12 protein-coding genes are annotated in these 17,174 nt (G+C 66.8%); 3 read left to right on the top strand and 9 right to left on the bottom strand.

All coding sequences use genetic code 11. From position 1 onward, the window contains the following. Positions 1-257: 257 nt before the first annotated feature. Genes KEG57_RS41700 through KEG57_RS41725 form a run of 6 tightly spaced genes read right to left on the bottom strand, consistent with a single transcriptional unit; the run spans position 258 to position 7,207 of the window. Entirely contained in the window at positions 258-1,628 is a 1,371-nt protein-coding gene (locus KEG57_RS41700) for a GH1 family beta-glucosidase (protein WP_272422352.1), read from the bottom strand. Positions 1,629-1,643: 15 nt separating this feature from the next. Then, entirely contained in the window at positions 1,644-2,651 is a 1,008-nt protein-coding gene (locus KEG57_RS41705; protein WP_272422351.1) for an ABC transporter ATP-binding protein, read from the bottom strand. Beyond that, positions 2,648-3,613 carry an ABC transporter ATP-binding protein gene (locus tag KEG57_RS41710; protein WP_272422350.1) on the bottom strand — a complete coding sequence of 322 codons (966 nt, stop codon included), beginning with the start codon at positions 3,611-3,613 and terminating at the stop codon, positions 2,648-2,650. Before KEG57_RS41710 ends, KEG57_RS41705 begins: the two co-directional genes overlap by 4 nt. Then, positions 3,606-4,505 (bottom strand): ABC transporter permease, encoded by a 900-nt coding sequence (locus tag KEG57_RS41715; RefSeq protein WP_272422349.1) that lies wholly within the window; start codon positions 4,503-4,505, stop codon positions 3,606-3,608. Before KEG57_RS41715 ends, KEG57_RS41710 begins: the two co-directional genes overlap by 8 nt. Positions 4,506-4,524: 19 nt before the next feature. Next, a complete protein-coding gene (locus KEG57_RS41720) occupies positions 4,525-5,502 on the bottom strand; it encodes an ABC transporter permease (RefSeq protein WP_272422348.1) in 978 nt (325 codons plus the stop codon). A 28-nt stretch (positions 5,503-5,530) separates the two neighbouring features. After that, complete coding sequence (locus KEG57_RS41725; RefSeq protein WP_272459546.1) at positions 5,531-7,207, bottom strand: ABC transporter substrate-binding protein; 1,677 nt, start codon at positions 7,205-7,207, stop codon at positions 5,531-5,533. A 183-nt stretch (positions 7,208-7,390) separates the two neighbouring features. Here KEG57_RS41725 and KEG57_RS41730 point away from each other — a divergent pair, with 183 nt between their 5' ends. Continuing rightward, the gene (locus tag KEG57_RS41730) at positions 7,391-8,170 is read left to right on the top strand and encodes a cellulose binding domain-containing protein (RefSeq protein ID WP_272422346.1); all 780 of its coding nucleotides are present in this window, start codon (positions 7,391-7,393) and stop codon (positions 8,168-8,170) included. After that, positions 8,167-9,228 (top strand): glycoside hydrolase family 5 protein, encoded by a 1,062-nt coding sequence (locus KEG57_RS41735; protein WP_272422345.1) that lies wholly within the window; start codon positions 8,167-8,169, stop codon positions 9,226-9,228. The genes KEG57_RS41730 and KEG57_RS41735 overlap by 4 nt, the downstream gene beginning before the upstream one ends. A 14-nt stretch (positions 9,229-9,242) precedes the next feature. Here KEG57_RS41735 and KEG57_RS41740 read toward each other — a convergent pair whose 3' ends face one another. Both KEG57_RS41740 and KEG57_RS41745 read right to left on the bottom strand, forming a co-directional pair. After that, positions 9,243-10,181, bottom strand: a complete 939-nt coding sequence (locus KEG57_RS41740) for a hypothetical protein (protein WP_272422344.1) — start codon at positions 10,179-10,181, stop codon at positions 9,243-9,245. 161 nt (positions 10,182-10,342) lie between these two features. Beyond that, positions 10,343-12,778, bottom strand: a complete 2,436-nt coding sequence (locus KEG57_RS41745) for an ATP-binding protein (protein ID WP_272422343.1) — start codon at positions 12,776-12,778, stop codon at positions 10,343-10,345. Positions 12,779-12,981: 203 nt separating this feature from the next. Between KEG57_RS41745 and KEG57_RS41750 the strand changes: the two genes are divergently transcribed. After that, entirely contained in the window at positions 12,982-16,155 is a 3,174-nt protein-coding gene (locus KEG57_RS41750) for a hybrid sensor histidine kinase/response regulator (RefSeq protein ID WP_272422341.1), read from the top strand. A 29-nt stretch (positions 16,156-16,184) separates the two neighbouring features. Here the strand turns inward: KEG57_RS41750 and KEG57_RS41755 are convergent, their stop codons facing one another. Further along, positions 16,185-17,126 carry an STAS domain-containing protein gene (locus KEG57_RS41755; RefSeq protein WP_272422340.1) on the bottom strand — a complete coding sequence of 314 codons (942 nt, stop codon included), beginning with the start codon at positions 17,124-17,126 and terminating at the stop codon, positions 16,185-16,187. Positions 17,127-17,174: the final 48 nt, after the last annotated feature.

A 17,174-nucleotide genomic window follows, 5' to 3' on the forward strand; every position in this document is an offset into this window, starting at 1 on the left:
GCAAGCGCTGGACTCGGGGTCGATGAACTGCGCAACGCGCAGTTCATCGAACAGGTCGAGGCAAGACCAAGGACGACCCTGCCAACCAAGACCGCCGTGACTGGCAACGCCGTCTCTGGTCTTGCCACTGGCCTGTGGGAAGAACTGCGCATCGCGCAGTTCTTCCCCCTGAGGTCCAGGGCTTGCCCTGGTTCGGGTCGAGGGGCGAACAGCCCCCGCGGGGTCCGGGGCAGCGCCCCGGCGCTACGCTGTGGAAATCAATCCACCACGCCGTTCGCCGCGATGACGCCGCGGTACCAGAGCGCGCTGTCCTTCGGGATGCGCTTCTGCGTCTCGTAGTCCACCCATACGATGCCGAAGCGCTGCGTGTAGCCGCGCTCCCACTCGAAGTTGTCGAGCAAGGACCACACGAAATAGCCTGCGAGGGGCGCGCCTGCGTCGATTGCGCGGCGCGCTGCGATGAAGTGGTCGCGCAAGAATTGCGTCCGCCGCGCGTCTCGCACGCGCCCTTCGGCGTCGGGGCCGTCTGAATAACTTGCCCCGTTTTCTGTGACGTAGAGCTTGGCCGGCCCGTATTCGAGGTGCACGCGCGTCAGGATTTGGCGGAGACCGTCTGGATAGACCTCCCATCCCATCTCCGTCCACTCTTCGCGCGGCGCGAGGTGCTCGGTCCGCGGCAGGTTCTGCTCCTCGGGCACCTTGTCGCTGCGCATGACTGTGCGGTTATAGTAGTTGACACCGAGGAAATCGCAGGGGGTGGCGATGATCTCGAGGTCGCCGGGGCGCACGTCCGTGAAGCCTTCGGGCGGCAGGTGTCCGGCTTTGATGTAGTCGGCCACCATGTCGGCCGGGTAGTGACGGCCGAAGAGCGGATCGAGGAACCACCGATTGAAATAGCCGTCGTGGTGCCTTGCTGCGTCGAGATCCGCGGCGCTGCGCGACGCTGGGACCGTGGGCGTGAGGTTCAGCGTGATGCCCACCTCGGCGCCGGGGCTGTTCTTGCGCAGCACGGGCACGGCGAGGCCGTGCGAGAGGAGCAGGTGATGGCTCACGGACAGGGCCGCGCGATAATCGCGGATCCCCGGCGCGTGCAGGCCGATCTGGTGGCTGAGCAGGGACGCGCACCAGGGCTCGTTGTGCGTGATCCACTTCTTGACACGATCACCGAGATGTCGGCTGAGCACGTCGGCGTAGGTGACGAACGCCTCGGCTGTCGCGCGGTTTGTCCACCCGCCCTCGTCTTGCAGCGCTTGCGGGAGATCCCAGTGGTAGAGCGTGACGAACGGCTCGATGCCTGCGGCGAGCAGCGTGTCGACGATCCGATCGTAGAAGTCGAGGCCTGCCGCGTTCACCTCGCCGCGGCCCTTCGGCAGGATGCGCGGCCATGCCACCGAGAAGCGATACGCGCGCACGCCGAGGTCCTTCATGAGCGCGATGTCGTCGCGGTAGCGATGGTAATGGTCGCAGGCGATGTCGCCGTTCGTGCCGTCGTTCACCTTGCCCGGGGTCTTCGAGAACCGGTCCCAGATGGACTCGCCGCGGCCATCCTCGGTCGCTGCGCCCTCGATCTGGTACGAGCTCGTGGCCGTACCCCACACGAAATTGTCAGGAAAAACGTACTTGGACATGATGCCTCGCTGGGTTTACTCGCTTCGGGCCCGAGAGGGCTCGGGGTACAGGTGACAGCGGACGACGCGGCCCTCGTCGAGCGTGACGGGGCGCGGGGTCTCGCGCCGGCATGCCTCGGTGACGTCCGGGCAACGCGCGGCGAAAGGGCATCCGGGCGGCGGATCGACGAGCGCGGGCGCGCCGGATCGCGCGGGCAGCCCGCGGGCAAACGAGCCTTCGAGGTCGGGGATCGCCGAGAGCAGGAGCTTCGTGTACGGGTGCAACGGCGTTTGCAGGAGCGCCTCGCTCGGCCCCGATTCCACGATGTGGCCCGCGTACATCACCATCATCCGATCCGCGACGTAGCGCGCGCTCGCGAGGTCGTGCGTGATGTACAGGAACGAGATGCCGCGCTTCTCTTTGAGATCGAGCATCAGGTTGAGGATGCCCGCGCGGATCGAGACGTCGAGCATGCTCACGGGTTCGTCCGCGAGGATGAGATCCGGCTCCACGGCGAGGGCGCGCGCGATCGCGACGCGTTGCCGCTGTCCGCCGGAGAGCTGCTGCGGGTATTTCGCGGCGACCTCCGGCGCGGGGACGAGGCCCACGGTGTCGAGCAAGGCGTGGACGCGCGTGGTGAGATCGGCGCCCGCATTTGCTTTGCCATGCAGGAGCAGCGGGCGTTCGAGGTGCTGGCCGATGGTGCGCGCGGGGTTCAGGGAGCCGAACGGGTCCTGGAAGATCATCTGCACGCGGCGGCGATACGCGAGCGTCGCGCGGCCTTGCTCCTCGTGAAGAACGTCGCGGCCGTCGAGGAGGATGCGCCCGCTCGTCGGCGCTTCGAGGCGCACGCAGAGCCGCGCGATCGTGCTCTTTCCGCTGCCCGATTCGCCGACGAGCGCGAGGATCTCGCGATGGCCGAGCGTGAAGGAGGCGTCGTGCAAGGCCCGGAGGTTTTTCGGGCGCAACCATCCTCCGACGCGGTAGCGCTTGCCGAGGTGCTGCGCCTCGAGGAGGGGGGGCGTTCGAGCGGGCTCGCTCATGGGGACACGAGGTGGCAAGCGGTGTGGTGGTCCTCGCCGATCACGCGAAGCGCGGGCGCTTCCGTCGCGCAGCGCGCGGCGGCCTCGCTACAACGCGCGCGGAAGGCGCAGCCCGCGGGCAAACGACGCAGATCGGGGGGAGAGCCCGGGATGCCGACGAGCCTGCGTCGTGGCCCGTGGATCGGGACGAACGAGCCGAGCAGGCCTTTCGTGTAGGGATGTCGCGGCGCGCGGAAGAGCTCGCGCGTGGGCGCCATCTCCACGAGGCGGCCCGCGTAGAGCACGCCGATCCGCGTCGCGAATTGCGACACGATCGACATGTCGTGCGTGATGAAGAGCACGGACAAACCGAGCTTCTCTTTCAGCTCGGCGATTTTCGCGAGCACCTCGTGCTGCACCACCACGTCGAGCGCCGTCGTTGGTTCGTCCATGACGACGAGCGGCGGATCGAGAGCGAGCGCGAGGGCGATGCCAACGCGTTGACGCATGCCGCCCGAGAGCTCGTGGGGATGACTCGTGAGCCGCGCGGGGTCGATGCCGACGAGCGCGAGCAAGTGGGCGGCTCGCTCCCGCGCGACGCGCTTGCTCGTTCGCTCGTGCGTGACGAGGACGTCGATGATCTGATCGCCGATCGTCAGGACAGGAGAGAGCGCGTTCATCGCGCTCTGGAGGACGAAGGACATCTTGCGCCAGCGAAAGCGGCGTAGCTCGTCCTCGTTCATGGCGAGGACGTCGTGTCCCTCGAAGAGCACGCGGCCGCCCGTGATCATCGCGGGCGGCGTGAGGATGCGCGCGAGCGCCTGCGCGACGGTCGATTTGCCGCTGCCCGACTCGCCCACGAGCCCGAGCACCTCGCCGCGCTCGAGGACGAACGACACGCCGTCGACCGCGCGCACCGGGCCCGAGGGCGTCTGGTATGCGACGACGAGATCCTCGACCGAAAGGAGGGGCGCGCTACCCATGATCCCTCACGACCGGCGTCGACGCGCCGGGGCGGATGCCGCGTGTGGCGAGGGCGCGCGCCCAGTCGCTCACGGCGCGCAGGCGCGGGTTCGTGATCTCGTCGAGGGAGAAGCTCACGAGGACGAGCGCCGTGCCGACGAGCGCGACGGAGAGGCCCGTCGGCACGAGCGTCCACCACGCGCCCGTCAGGAGCGCGGCGTCGTTGCTGGCCCAGTAGAGGTTCGTCCCCCACGTCACGACGCTCATGTCGCCGAGCCCCAGGAACTCGAGGCCGACCTGCGCGCCGATCGCGTACACCGTCGCGCTGATGAAGCACGACGCGAGGACCGACGTCATGTTGGGCAGGATCTCGCGAAAGACGATGTAGAGCCTGCTCTCGCCCGTGACGATCGCGGCGGCGACGAAATCCTTGTTGCGGAGCGAGAGCACCTGCGCGCGGATCACCCGCGCGTTCCAGGCCCATCCCGTCGCGACGAGCACGACGAGCAGGGCCTTCGTACCCGCGGGCAGATACGCCGCGAGCACCACGGCCAGGGGCAAACCCGGGATGACGAGGGAGACGTTCGTGAGGAGCGAGAGCGCGTCGTCGACGAGGCCGCCGAACGTGCCTGCAACCGCGCCGACGATCGCGCCGATCGTGGTCATCGCGAGCCCGGCCACGAAGCCGACGAGCAGCGACGCCCTCGCGCCTGCGATCGTTTGAGACCAAACGTCTTGCCCTTGCCCCGTGGTCCCGAGCAGGTGCGCGCGCGAGGGCGGTTGCAGCGGGATGTCGACGAACGCCGAGGGGTCGTACGGCGCGACGAGCGGACCGACGAGCGCCATCAGGAAAAACACCCCGAGGATCACGAGGCCCACTGCGGCTTTTCGAGGGATCTTCGTGCTCGTCATCGGATGCGCTCCCGAGCCCCTAGCGACCGCGCGTCCGCGGGTCGAGCCATACGTAAAGCACGTCCACGAGGAAGTTCGCGGCGAGCACGGCCATGGTGATCGTCAGGAAGATGCCCTGCATCAGCGGATAGTCCTGGCTGCGAACCGCTTGCACGAGGAGATACCCCTGGCCTGGGTATGAAAAGACGATCTCGGTGAGCAACGACCCGCCGAGGACGAACCCGAGCGCCATGCCGAAGCCGGTGACGTTCGGCAGGAGCGCGTTGCGGGCCGCATAATGGAACATGATCCGGAGCGGCGACAGGCCCTTCGCATGCGCCATCGTGACGTAATCTTCGGCGAGCACGCCGATCATCGAGCTGCGCATGGAGAGCGTCCAGCCGCCCACGCTCGCGAGGACGATCGAGGTCGCCGGCAAGAGGAGGTGCTCGGCGACGCTCGCGACGAACGAGAAGCTCAGCGAGGGCGCGAGCGTGTCGGCGTACGCGTGGCGCAGCGGCAGCACGTCGAGCGTGAAGCCGAAGCCATAAAGCAGCATCATCGCGAGCCAGAAATAAGGAAACGCGCCGAGGAACACGAGGAGCGGCGGCAGCGTCGTGTCGAACGTGCCGCCGCGGCGCCACGCGGCGATCACACCGAGCAAAGATCCGAGGACGAACGCGACGACCACGGAGGAGCCCGTGAGCAGCGCGGTCCAGCCGAGGCCCATCGCGAGGACATCCGTGACCTTGGCCGGGAAGTACGCGACCGATACGCCGAGGTCGCCGCGGAAGAGGTGCGCGAGGTACGCGACGTATTGCTCGTGCAGCGGCCCGCCCGTGAAGCCGAACGCCTCGCGCAGCGCCGCGAGCGCCTCGGGCTGGAGCTGCCCTTTGTATCGCGCGAACATCGCGGAGGCGGGATCGCCGGGCGCGAGGCGCGGGACGATGAAATTGAGCGTGAGCGAGGCCCAGGCCGCGAGGATGTACAGGCCGAGCTGTCGCAGGAGGTATCGCACGTGCCGTCTCCTCGTGATCCTTTCGCCCTCACGCGCTCCGCGGCGTGAGCCGCGTGAGGACGAGCAAGCACTCCGGCGCGCTGTAAGGGGAGGGTTTGGCGTATGGATCCCGCGCGCTCGGAAAACCCTCGAAATGGCGGGTGTTGAACGCGGCCCAGGCCGGGTTCGGGAAGAGCGGGATCACGGGCGCGCGCGTGGCGAACAGGCGCTCGAGCGCGTGCGAGAGTCGCATCTCGTCGCGCTCGTCGGCCGCACCCTCGAATTCCGCGAGCAGGGCGTCGGCCTCCTCGCTGCCGAACCGATGCCAGTTGCGCGCGGCGGGATCGCCGAGCGGACGGAGGGTCGCCGTGCCCATCAGATCTCGATAAAAATGATACGGCGTGGGCTCGTCCGAGGACCAGCCGAGCGAGAGGTCGAACGCGCCTTTCTGGAGCTTCTCGAAGAAGGCGCTGAAGTCGTACGCGCGCGCCGCCGAGGTGACGCCGAGCGCGCGCAGGCCCTGGGCGATGATCTGCGCGGCGCGGATCCAGTCGGACCAGCCCGTGACCACGTGGACGTCGAGCGTGAGCGGCGCGCCGTCGGCCGAGGCGCGTAGGCCATCCGCGCGGCGCGGATAGCCAGCCTCGTCGAGCAGCCGCCCGGCTTGGACCATGTCGTGCGTGATCCAGTCGCCGGCCGCCGCGGCCTCGGGGCTGCGAAAACGCGCGTATCCGTCGTGAAGGCCGGTCGCGTCGGCGGGGCGCGTATAGCCGTACATCGCGACCTTCACGAGCAGGGCGCGATCGATCGACATGCTGATCGCCTTGCGTACGCGTTCGTCCGAGAGCGGGGCGCGCGCGGCGTTGGGATAGAGCATGACGGTGCCGCCCACGAGCGGGAACCAGTAATGGTGGTGGGCCGGATCCTTCGCGACGAAGAGCCGCTCGACGTCGGGCACGAAGTTACCGGCCCAGTCGACCTCGCCGTGGAGGAGCGCGAGCGTCGCCTGATCGTTGCCGGGATACGCGGGGAAGCGGAGCCCGCGGAGAGCGGGTTTGCCCGGCTGCCAGTACCGCGGGTTTCGACCGAGCTCGTAGACCTGATTCTGAAAGACCGTGATTTCGGTGAACGGGCCGGTGGCCACGGGCCGCTCGTTCGTGAACGTGACGGGGTCTTTCACGTCCCGCCACACGTGCCGCGGCACGATGGGCTGGTGCCCGAGGTAGACGAGCCCCGGGACGTATTGTTTTTTCAGGGAGAACACCACCTCGTCCGCGCCGCGCGCCCGGGCGTCGTCGAGGAAGGACCAGACGCCGAAGAGATCGAGCGCCTTGTGGCGTCCGAGGATCTCGAATGTGAAGACGACGTCGTCGGCCGTGAAGGGCTGACCATCGGACCAGGTCACGCCGGGGCGGAGGGTACAATGGAGCGTCCGTTTGTCGGGGCTCCAGGTGGCGCCGGTCGACAGCCACGGGACGAGTTTTCCGTTGATGGTGTCATAGATGAAAAGCGGCTCGTAGATTCCCGCACGCGTGGGCCAGCGGATGTTCCCCGGCGCGAGCAAGGGATTGAAGTTGCGCACCCAGGAGGCCTGCTGCTCGGTCGACACCGTGAGGACACCGCCGGGATCACGCCGCGCGCCGCGCCGCCCGGAGCACGCGCTCGCGAGCGGGGCGAGGAGCGTCGCGGCCAAAAACCGCCGACGAGGCCATCGCATTCGTGTCATCGAGGAATCTTTCAAGGCCATCGAATTCGTTTCTCAACGACGCTACCCGCATCTTTCGCCGAGCGTCAAGGTCGAATGACGCGGCGGGCGGCGTCGATCTTTTCGGCTGACCATGATATGGCATTGGCCGTGCCTCGGTCCCGCCGGCTGGTGATCTCTCGGGACGAGGGAAGGGAGTTCATCATGCGAACGAGAGGCTTCGTTGTGTCGTCCGCGCGGATGGGGATCGTCGTCTCGATGGCCGCGCTGTTCGCGGCCTGCGCTTATGGAATCGATCCGGACCGGAGCGGCCTCGAACCCGGAGCCGGCGGCGGCGGGCCGGGCGGGCCGGGCGGCGGCGGCCCGGGCGGGGCGGGCGGCGCGAGCAGCTCGAGTTCCAGCGCGAGCAGTTCGAGCTCGAGTGCCAGTAGCGTTAGCTCGAGTGCCAGCAGCTCGAGCTCCAGCGCGAGCAGCTCGAGTTCCAGCAGCTCGAGTAGCTCCAGCAGCTCGGGCGCGGGCGGCGCGCCGCCCGCTGGATTGCACGTTCTGTACAAAGCGTCGGATACCAACGCGACGAACGCCGAGATCAAGCCTCATTTCAACATCGTGAACGGCAGTGACGTCTCCGTGCCGCTCGCCGAGCTCCAGATTCGTTATTACTACACGCTGGAGACGAACGGCTCGCAGACCGAGGTATTCCACTGCGACTATGCGCTCGTCGGATGTGGGAAGGTATCGGGCGCGTTCATGACGACCTCGGGCGCGAACGCCGACCATTATCTCGAGGTGACGTTCAGCGGCGCCGACGTCCTCACGCCGGGCCAGCAGAGCGGCGAGATCCAGGCTCGTTACAACAAGATGGATTACGCGAGCTACGACGAGACGAACGATTACTCGTTCGACCCGACGAAGACCGCATTCGCCGATTGGGACAAGGTGACGCTCTACCACAATGGCGCGCTCGTCTGGGGGGTGGAGCCGTGAGCCGACGCGCGTGGGTCCTAGGCGCGTGCGGGCTCCTTGCCATGGGCGTTGCGGGGTGTGATCCCGGGGGCGCCGAGAGCCCCCCGGCCCCGATCGATCCCCTGGATATGGGCTCGGACGAGGATGTCGGCTCGGGAGACATGGGCCCCACGCCGGTCGAGCTCCATGGGCAGCTCGCGGTGGTCGGCGCGGAGCTTCGCGACGAACATGGCGAGCGCATGCAGCTCAAGGGCCCGAGCAGCATGTGGCTGAACTGGGAGAACGAGGGATTCGCGCAGAACCTCGAGGCTTTACGCTGGATGCGCAACAACTGGCGCGCGACCGTGATCCGCGCCGCCATGGGCGTCGAGCCGGATGGGGCGTACCTGACGAACCCCGACAAGGCGCGGAGCCAGGTCGAGCAGATCGTCGACAATGCGATCGCCGCGGGCGTGTACGTGATCATCGATTGGCACGATCACAACGCGCACCAGCACAAGGATCAAGCCGTCCAGTTCTTCAGCGAGATGGCCACGAAATACGGCGACAAACCCAACGTGATCTACGAGCCGTTCAACGAGCCTCTGGATCTCGATTGGCAGGGCACGCTGAAGCCGTATCACGAGGCCGTGATCGCGGCGATTCGCGCGAAGGATCCGGACAACGTGATCGTGCTCGGCACGCCGAACTGGTCGCAGGACGTGGACCGCGCCGCGGAGTCACCGGTGGCCGGGACGAACCTTCTGTACACCTTGCATTTCTACGCGTGCACGCACACCGATTGGCTGCGCGGCAAGGCCGACGGGGCCCGCGCCAAAGGTTTGCCCCTGCTCGTGACGGAGTGGGGGGCCACGCACGCCGACGGCGGGACCGACGGGCAGGTATGCCTGGACGCCGCACGCCTCTGGCACGAGTGGATGAACACGCACGGGATCGGCTGGACCGCCTGGAAGCTCGACAATTGCGGGCAGGACTCGAGCTGCATTCTCGCGCCCAATGCCCCCGTCACGGGCGGGTGGACGAGCACGTACCTGAAGGGGCACGGCGTGTTCGTCCGGGCGCGTATGCAGGACGAGTGACGTTCGTAGGCGAGCTACTTCGGAATTTCCTGGCAGCACCCGGTGACGCAGTAGCTATTGACCGGGCAGGGGTCTTGCCCTTCCAGGCCGCAGGGCTGGATGCCGGCTTCGCATTGCCCGGTCATGCCACCATCCATCGTCAAGCACTCGGGCGGCAGCTCGTTCTTGCCGACGCAGATCTCGCAAACGTCACAATCGTTCTGGCAGCCTGGGACGGGCGTGCAGGGCTGGCATTTGTCCGGGTCGGAAAGCACGTCGATGCTGCAACTCCCGTTGCCGTTCGGGTTCTCGGAGCCGAGCCAGACGTACTTCTTGCTGCCGGCGGGCAGCTCGCAACAGCCGAAGCAATCGCAGCCGTTCGGCACGAGCGGCTTGCAGTAGTCGTAGCATTCCTGGGACTGGCCTTGCGAGAGCTCCGTGCAGCTGAGGGCCGTGCCGGGTGTATTGGCTTGCGCATCGTACTTGCACTGCTGCTGTTCGTATTTCTCCGGGTAGAAGTTCGGCGCAACGGCGAGCGGGTCGCAGTTGTGGTTCCAGTAGCAGCCGTCGTTGCCGGCGCCCGAATCGGCGTCGAAGTAGCAGTCGACGATACATGCCTGGCCGACCTGCCCAGGGATACCGCCGAAGAAATTGCCCTCGGTGTTGTCGCAGGCGCCGAGGCAGTCGGGATCGTTCGAGTCGATCCGGCCGTCTCCGTCGTTGTCGTCGCCGTCGCCGCACTCGTAGAACTGGTTGAGGCACGCGACGGGCGTGGGCGTTCCGCCGGTGCCGCCGCCCGCGCCGCCCGTACCGCCCGCGCCGCCCACGCCGCCCGTACCGCCCGTACCTGCGGTCCCCGAGCTTGCCCCCGCCGAACCCGAGGAGCTGGTCCCGTCACTGCACGAGGGCAAGGCAAACGCGAGCAAGGGGCTCGCGAGCAGGATGCAAAGCACGCGTTGGGTGATGGTCGACATGCGAAACCTCCTTTGGAGGAGAGAGCCCGGTAGGCCCTTCGAAGGATAACCAGGCCCGCGGAAAAACCATAGCAAATACCGCAGTACGCACGATTTCGGCCATGGTCTGCGTCGCTGGTAACCCATTGGACCACGCAAACGTGGTCGATTTCGTTACCAATTCAGGCGGCCCGAGACAGCCCTTCCCGAGGCTCCGCTCCCTCGACGGGGAGCGTGAAAAAGAACGTGGTCCCTTTGTCGAGCGCGCTCTCGACCCAGACCTTGCCGCCGTGCGCGGCGACGAAGCCCTGCACGATGGCGAGCCCGAGGCCGCTTCCCTTGTAGCCCGATCGGGTGCTCCGCCAATAAGGCTGGAAGAGATGACCGATTTCGTTCGCCGGGATCCCTCGGCCCGTGTCCGAGACCGAGAAGGCGACCTCCTTGCCGCGCGCCTCGGCCTGAAGGACGATCGATCCGCCCGGGTCGGTGACCTGGATGGCGTTGCTGATGAGGTTTCCGAAGATCTGCATGACCCGGTCGCGATCGCAGTGGACCCGCGGGAGCTCGGCCGCGATTTCGCTGCGGAGCGATACCCCCTTTTCGCGCGCACGATCATGAAACCCGGCCATGGCCTCACTCGCGAGCCGATAGGGATGTTCGGGCGCCGGTACCACGATGATGTGTCCGGTCTCGATGCTCGACACGTCCACGATGTCGGAGATCATTCGCGCCATCTGCTGCGCCGCGCGCGAGATGATGTCCGCCGGCTTGCGAAAACACGCATGCACCTCGTCGGAGGCCGCGCGTAACGTCAAAAACTGGACTGCACCCATGATGCTGGCGAGGGGGTTTCGCAGGTCGTGCGATACGATGGCGAGGACCTGGTCTCTCGCCCCGACGGCTGCCTTCAGCTCGGTGACGTCCATACTCACGCCGACGAGGTGGGCCCTGTGCCCGGTCCGCAGGAGGTGGACGCCCGTCCGCAACCAGGACACCCGACCGTCGCGCCGGAGGAAGCGGTGATCGAAGGGGGCGGGGCTCTCTTCGTCCTGGCATCGCCGGAAATGGGACAAGAGCGCGTCGAGATCCTCCGGTGGGACGTGCGCTGCCCAGAATTTCGGCGAACGTTTCCATTCTTCGGCGGTGAAGCCCGTCGCAGTGGCCGCGCGGCTGCTCACGAAGGAGAAGGCGAGCGAATTGGGATCCGCCTCCCACACGACGACGTGATCGAGGTTGTTGATGAGGTCGAGGTAACGGATGCGCTCGTAATCGATCTCGGTGATGAGCCGCTCGCGCTCCTCCTCGGCGCGCTTGCGGTCCGTGATGTCCACGAGCGCCGCGGCGGCCGCGACGATGCGCCCCGCGGGGTCACGAATGGGCGCACTCGTACTCAGGATGAAGCCGTAGGTGCCGTCGCCGCGCAGGATCCGGAGCTCTTGCCGGACCGTTTCGCCGTTCAGGATGGCGCGCGCGAGCGCCCATTCCTGGGGCCTCAGAGGCCGACCATTCACGAGATGGAAGCCCCGCCAGGTCCGATACTCCTCGATGTTGCTCGACGGCTCGAACGGGCGGCGCCAAATTTCGGCCACCTGCCGATTGCCCATGATCATCCTGCCGGAGGGCGCCTCGGCAAGGACGACGCCGGCTGGCATCTGCTCGACGACGGCCGCGAGCTGGGCCCGTTCCACCTCCAGCCTTTCACGGAGCATGCATTGAGAAATCGCGGTCGTGGCGCGACTGGCGAGGGCGCCGAAGAGATGTTTGTCCTGCTCGGAGAATTCGGAGGTGCCCCGGGAGCCCATGTGCGCGACGCCGAGGACACGAGATCCATCGACGAGAGGAACCCCATAGAGAGCTTTCACGCCCTTCGCGCAGAGGATCGGGCTCTTGACGAGCGGGTCCTCCGAAGCGTTCCGAAGGTACATCGGGCGCTGCTCCGCTGCAATCGTCCCCGCGAATCCCTCGCCGATCCTCAAGGAGAACCCTTGCGAGACCTCCTCCTCGAGGCCCACGGCGGCGCGAACGCGCAAGACGTCGTCCTCACGCAGGAGGATCACGGCGGTGTCGACGGAAGCCGTGGCGTCGAGGAAAACGCCGAGGAGCCGCTGCAAGAGCTCGTTCAGGCTCCGGGTTTCGAGGGACGCGGTCGAGATTCGGTCGAGGGCCTCGAGCGTGCGCCTACTGGCGCGGGTATAACGATCCACCGAGGCTGCGACGGCCGTGTCGATGGCCCAGTTCAGGACCGAAAGGGCCTCGGGGTACTCGGCCAGGAGCTGTTTCTGCAAAAAATGCTTCGTGATCGTGGCCCGGAGCGCGGCGTATTCGGCGACGACCTCTCCGAGGTCGAAGCCGGCTTCCAGGCGATCGCGGGCATGGTTCTCGGCCGTCTCCTGCGGCGGCTCTGGGGGCCGACCCGCCGCCATCTCGTCGACCATCTCGGCGATGCGGTCGAGGAGCTCGGGCACGTGGTCCATCAAGACCGGGCGCGCGAGGGAGCGAGCGACGGGGAGCTTTCGGACGGCCTGCTCCCATTTCGCCAGGATCTCCGGCTCCAGGTCCCGCAAGAGCTCCGACAGGCTCGGCCCGCGGGGTGCGCCTCTGGAATCTTGCGTGCTCATCGGTCTCCGTCGCCAGCGGCAGGCGCGTGCGGCACAGCTTGCGTTTCACCGTTGCAACGAACGAGCCAGCGGTCAGGCGAGAAACCAGCCTGTGCGGCCAGCCAAACCTCTGCGCCGTGCGCGGGGGATGGCGGAGCGACGTCGTGATCTTCGCCGACAACCCTTCTCGCCTCCGGCGCGGTGGGCTAGAACCGCCCGACGCCATGCCGTTCGATCCCACCAACTTCGATCGCCACCCGGACGGCGTCATGCGGCTCCGCGCCGTGCGCGACGAGGCCGGCGTGCCCAGCGATTTCGAATGGTCGTACCTGAATGCCGCGGCGTCTCGGGCTCTTTCGCGGAGCGATCTCATCGGCAAGACATTGGGCCGAGAGATCCCGACGTCTCTGGAGAACGGGCTTTACGCCGCCCTCGAAGCGACGAACCGCTCCGGCGAGCCGTGCAGCTTCGACCATCCTTCATTCACCCTCACGGGGTTGAAGGATGGTGACGGCGTGTTCGTGTTCCTCCAGCGAAAAAAGAAAACACGGGCCGACGACCTCGTGCACGCGGATCTCGCCGACAGAAAGCGGCTGGAGCAGGAGCGCGAGGAGCTGCTCGCGCGGCTCGATGCGCTGATCACGCACGCGCCGGTTGGAATCGTAGCATTCGACCGTGAGCTGCGGATCGTCTCGCTCAACGAGGAGGCCGCGCTCGACGGGAGGTCCATCGACAGCCACCTTGGCAGGACCCTCGGCGAGCTGCGGCCAGCGTGGGCCGAGCGGGTCGAGCCGCTGCTCCGGCGGGTCCGTGATGCCGGGGAAGCCATTCGCGGCGTGGAGTTTCGCGGGCCGGGAAGCGCTCCGAACGAGGAGCGCCACTGGGTCATGAACTATTATGCGATTCGCGACCGCCGCGGCGAGGTGCGCGGCATCGGCGTCGTATCCCTGGACATCACGGCCCAGAAGCGGGTCGAGAATCAGCTCCGGGAGAGCGAGGAGCGCTTCCAGCAATTCATGCGCAATTGCCCGGCATCGGCCTACATCAAGGACGCCGATTTGCGGTACGTCTGGGTGAACGCCTACCTCGAACGGAGGCTCGAGCGCCCTCTCGAGCAATGGATCGGGGGGACGGACGCCGACATCTTCCCGCCGGAGGAGGCCGCGCGCGTCGGCGAGAATGATCGCGCCGTGCTCACCAGTGGCGCCGTGACCAGTCTCGTGGAGACCGTGACGGTGGCGGGGCGGCCTGCACATTACCTCTCCTACAAGTTCCCGATGCACGACAGCCATGGCCGCGCGATGCTCGCCGGGATGTCCGTGAACATCACCGATCAGGTGGAAGCACAGGAGCGCGTTCGGCGGCTCAATGCGGAGCTCGAGGCGAAGGCGGGCGAGCTGCAGACGGTGCTCGACCTCGTCCCGATTGCGATTTTTATGGCGCATGATCCGAACTGCCAACGCGTCACCGGCAATCGTGCTGCAGCCGAGCTCATCGACGCGAGGGGGCGGGCAAACCTCTCCTTGACGGTAGCGTCCGAAGAGCGCCACACGCCTCAAAAGCTCCTGCACGAAGGGCGCGAGCTCGGGCCGATGGAGATGCCCATGCGGCGAGCCGCGCGTGGCCACCCGGTCCGTGGCGAAGAATACGACATCGTATTCGAGGATGGCCGCAGAAAGCACTTCTTCGGGTATGCGTCGCCGCTCTACGACGCCGAGCACCACATCCGGGGGAGCATCGCGGCGTTTCTGGACATCACCGATCGCAAGTTCACCGAAGCCAACCTCGAACGACGCACGCGGCGGCTCCAGCTTCTCTGGGAGGCGGCCCGCATTTTGATGACCGTTCACGACCTGGATGCGATGGTTCGCGCGCTCTTCGAGAAGATCCGCGCCGATCTCGGTCTCGACCTCTACGAAAACTGCGTGGTCGAGCCCCAAGCTCCGCGCTTGCGCCTCGTATCGAGCGCCGGGATCCCGCCCGAAGCCGCCGCGGCGCTCGCGTCGATCGACTTCGGCGGGTTGATTTGCGGCGAGGTCGCGGAGCGCTCGGAGCCCATCGTCCTGACCGACGTGCAGGACTCGACCGATGCAAGGGCAGCGTCGCTTCGCGAGCTCGGCGTACAGGCGTACGTCTGCAATCCGCTCATGGCCGGTGGACGGCTCGTCGGGACCTTGTCGTTCGGCAGTTGCAGCAAGCGTGCATTCACGCAGGACGAGGTGGAGTTTCTCGAGACGATCACGCAGTACGTCGCCGTCGCGGGCGAGCGGTTACTGCTCATCGAGCAGCTCCGCGAGGCGGATCGACGAAAAGACACGTTCATCGCGACGCTCGCCCACGAGCTACGCAATCCGCTCGCCCCCATCCGGAACGCGGTGCAGCTCTTGAAAGCGAAAGGCCCGCCGGAGCCGAAGCTCGTCTGGTGCCGGAACGTGATCGACAGGCAGGTCCATTACATGACCCGATTGCTCGAAGACCTGCTGGACGTCTCGCGCATTTCCCGCGGGAAGCTCGAGGTGCGAAGAGAGCGCGTCGCGCTGAGCGCCGTCATCGATGTCGCCGTCGAGACGAGCCGACCGATGGTCGAAGCCGGACGGCATCAGCTCACGGTGAGCCTTCCGGCGAGCTCGATCTGCGTCGACGGGGATCCCGTGCGGCTCGCCCAGGTCTTTTCGAATTTGCTCAACAATGCAGCGAAGTACACGCCTGAAGGGGGCGAGATCTCGCTTTCCGTGGAGCGTCGAGAGACGATCGTGGTCGTATCGGTCCGGGACAACGGGATCGGCATCACGAGCGACATGCTGCCGAAAGTATTCGATATCTTCGCGCAGGCGGCGCCTGCGCTCGAGCGGGCGCAGGGCGGGCTCGGCATTGGTTTGTCGCTCGTGAAGGGTCTGGTCGAGCTGCACGGTGGAAAGGTGTCGGTGCGGAGCGAGGGTTCGAATTGCGGCAGCGAGTTCAGCGTCGAGCTTCCGATCGTCGGATTGCCGCAGGCCAGCGATTCCGACGAGCATGCCGCGTCCGTGCTCGTGGTGAAGCATCGCGTGCTCGTGGTCGACGACAATGTCGACAATGCCGATAGCCTCGCCGCGCTGCTGGAGATCACGGGCAGCGAGGTGATGACCGCCTACGACGGCGAGCAAGCGCTCCGGATCGCCGAGTCGTTCAAGCCGACCGTGATGCTGCTCGACATCGGAATGCCGCGGATGAACGGCTATCAGGTCTGCCGTAGGCTCCGCGAGCAGGCGTGGGGGCGCGCCGTGTTCCTCATTGCGATGACCGGCTGGGGACAGACCGAGGACCGTCGTCAGACCCAGGAGGCGGGCTTCGACCACCATCTGGTCAAGCCGGTGGACAGCACCGCGCTGATGAAGCTCCTTGCGGAGCGGAGCCCGTAGGGAAGGGGAGCGCGGGCGGGAATGCGCTCCTATCGCCGTCCCAGGGAGCGGCGCAATCCTTCCTGCAGGGTCGCGAAGGTGCATACATTCTCGAAGCCAAGGTCGTCCTCCACCAGTGTGCGCGCCGTTTGCGTGGAGATGCCGACGACCATGCATTGCGCACCCAGCAATTCGGCGGCGCGCACCGCGTCCCGCAGGTGACGCGCCGCGTCCGCGTCGAGAACCGGCACGCCGGTGACGTCGAGGATGACCTTCTCCGCGCTCGCCTCCACGATCGACCGGAGCAGGACCTCGAGGATTCGCGCGCCGCGCGCCGCGTCGATGCGGCCGATCAGTGGCACGGCGAGGATGCCCTTCCAGATCCGGAGCACGGGCGTGGACAATGCGGCGATCGCCTGCTGCTGCTCCTCGCTCACGCGAAGCTGCTCCGCGAGTTCCGCGGTGCGTGCGGTCACGGCGGCCTCGAGCTCGTCCTTCTGCTGCCGCAGCTCCTCCTCCGAGTGCTTGAGCTCGCCGACGTCGAAATGGAGCTGTATCACCTCGCATACCTCGTCGTTTGCTCCCTTCACCGGGAAAAGCGCCGAGGCGACCCAGCGAACCCTGCCCTGATCAACGGCTTCGTTCTGGTGTGGATCGTACCGGATGGTGGGCAACCGCGTAGCCTTCCCCTCCAGGAATGCCTGCTCGATGAGATGCATGAACCCCTGGGCGACGACCTGGGGATCGTTTCGCAGCCTATAATCGGCGACGAGCTCGACCGGTGTGTGCCAGAGCTGTTCCCAGCCCGCGTTGACCTCCTTGGTGCGGCTCTCGGGATCGTAGACCTGGAGGCTGACGGCGCCTCCGTCGAACAGGGCTTGATACCGCCGCGCCGGGATTTCCAGCTCGGCAATGCGCCGCCGCAGCGCCGCATTCTCGCGCGCGAGGTCCTCGAGCGCCTGTTCGGCGTCAATGGATTGTCTGTGATTCATTGTCCGGCATTCACGACGGCCAGGTGGCCGTGCCCGCATCACGAGGAA

The organism is Polyangium jinanense (genome assembly GCF_028435365.1).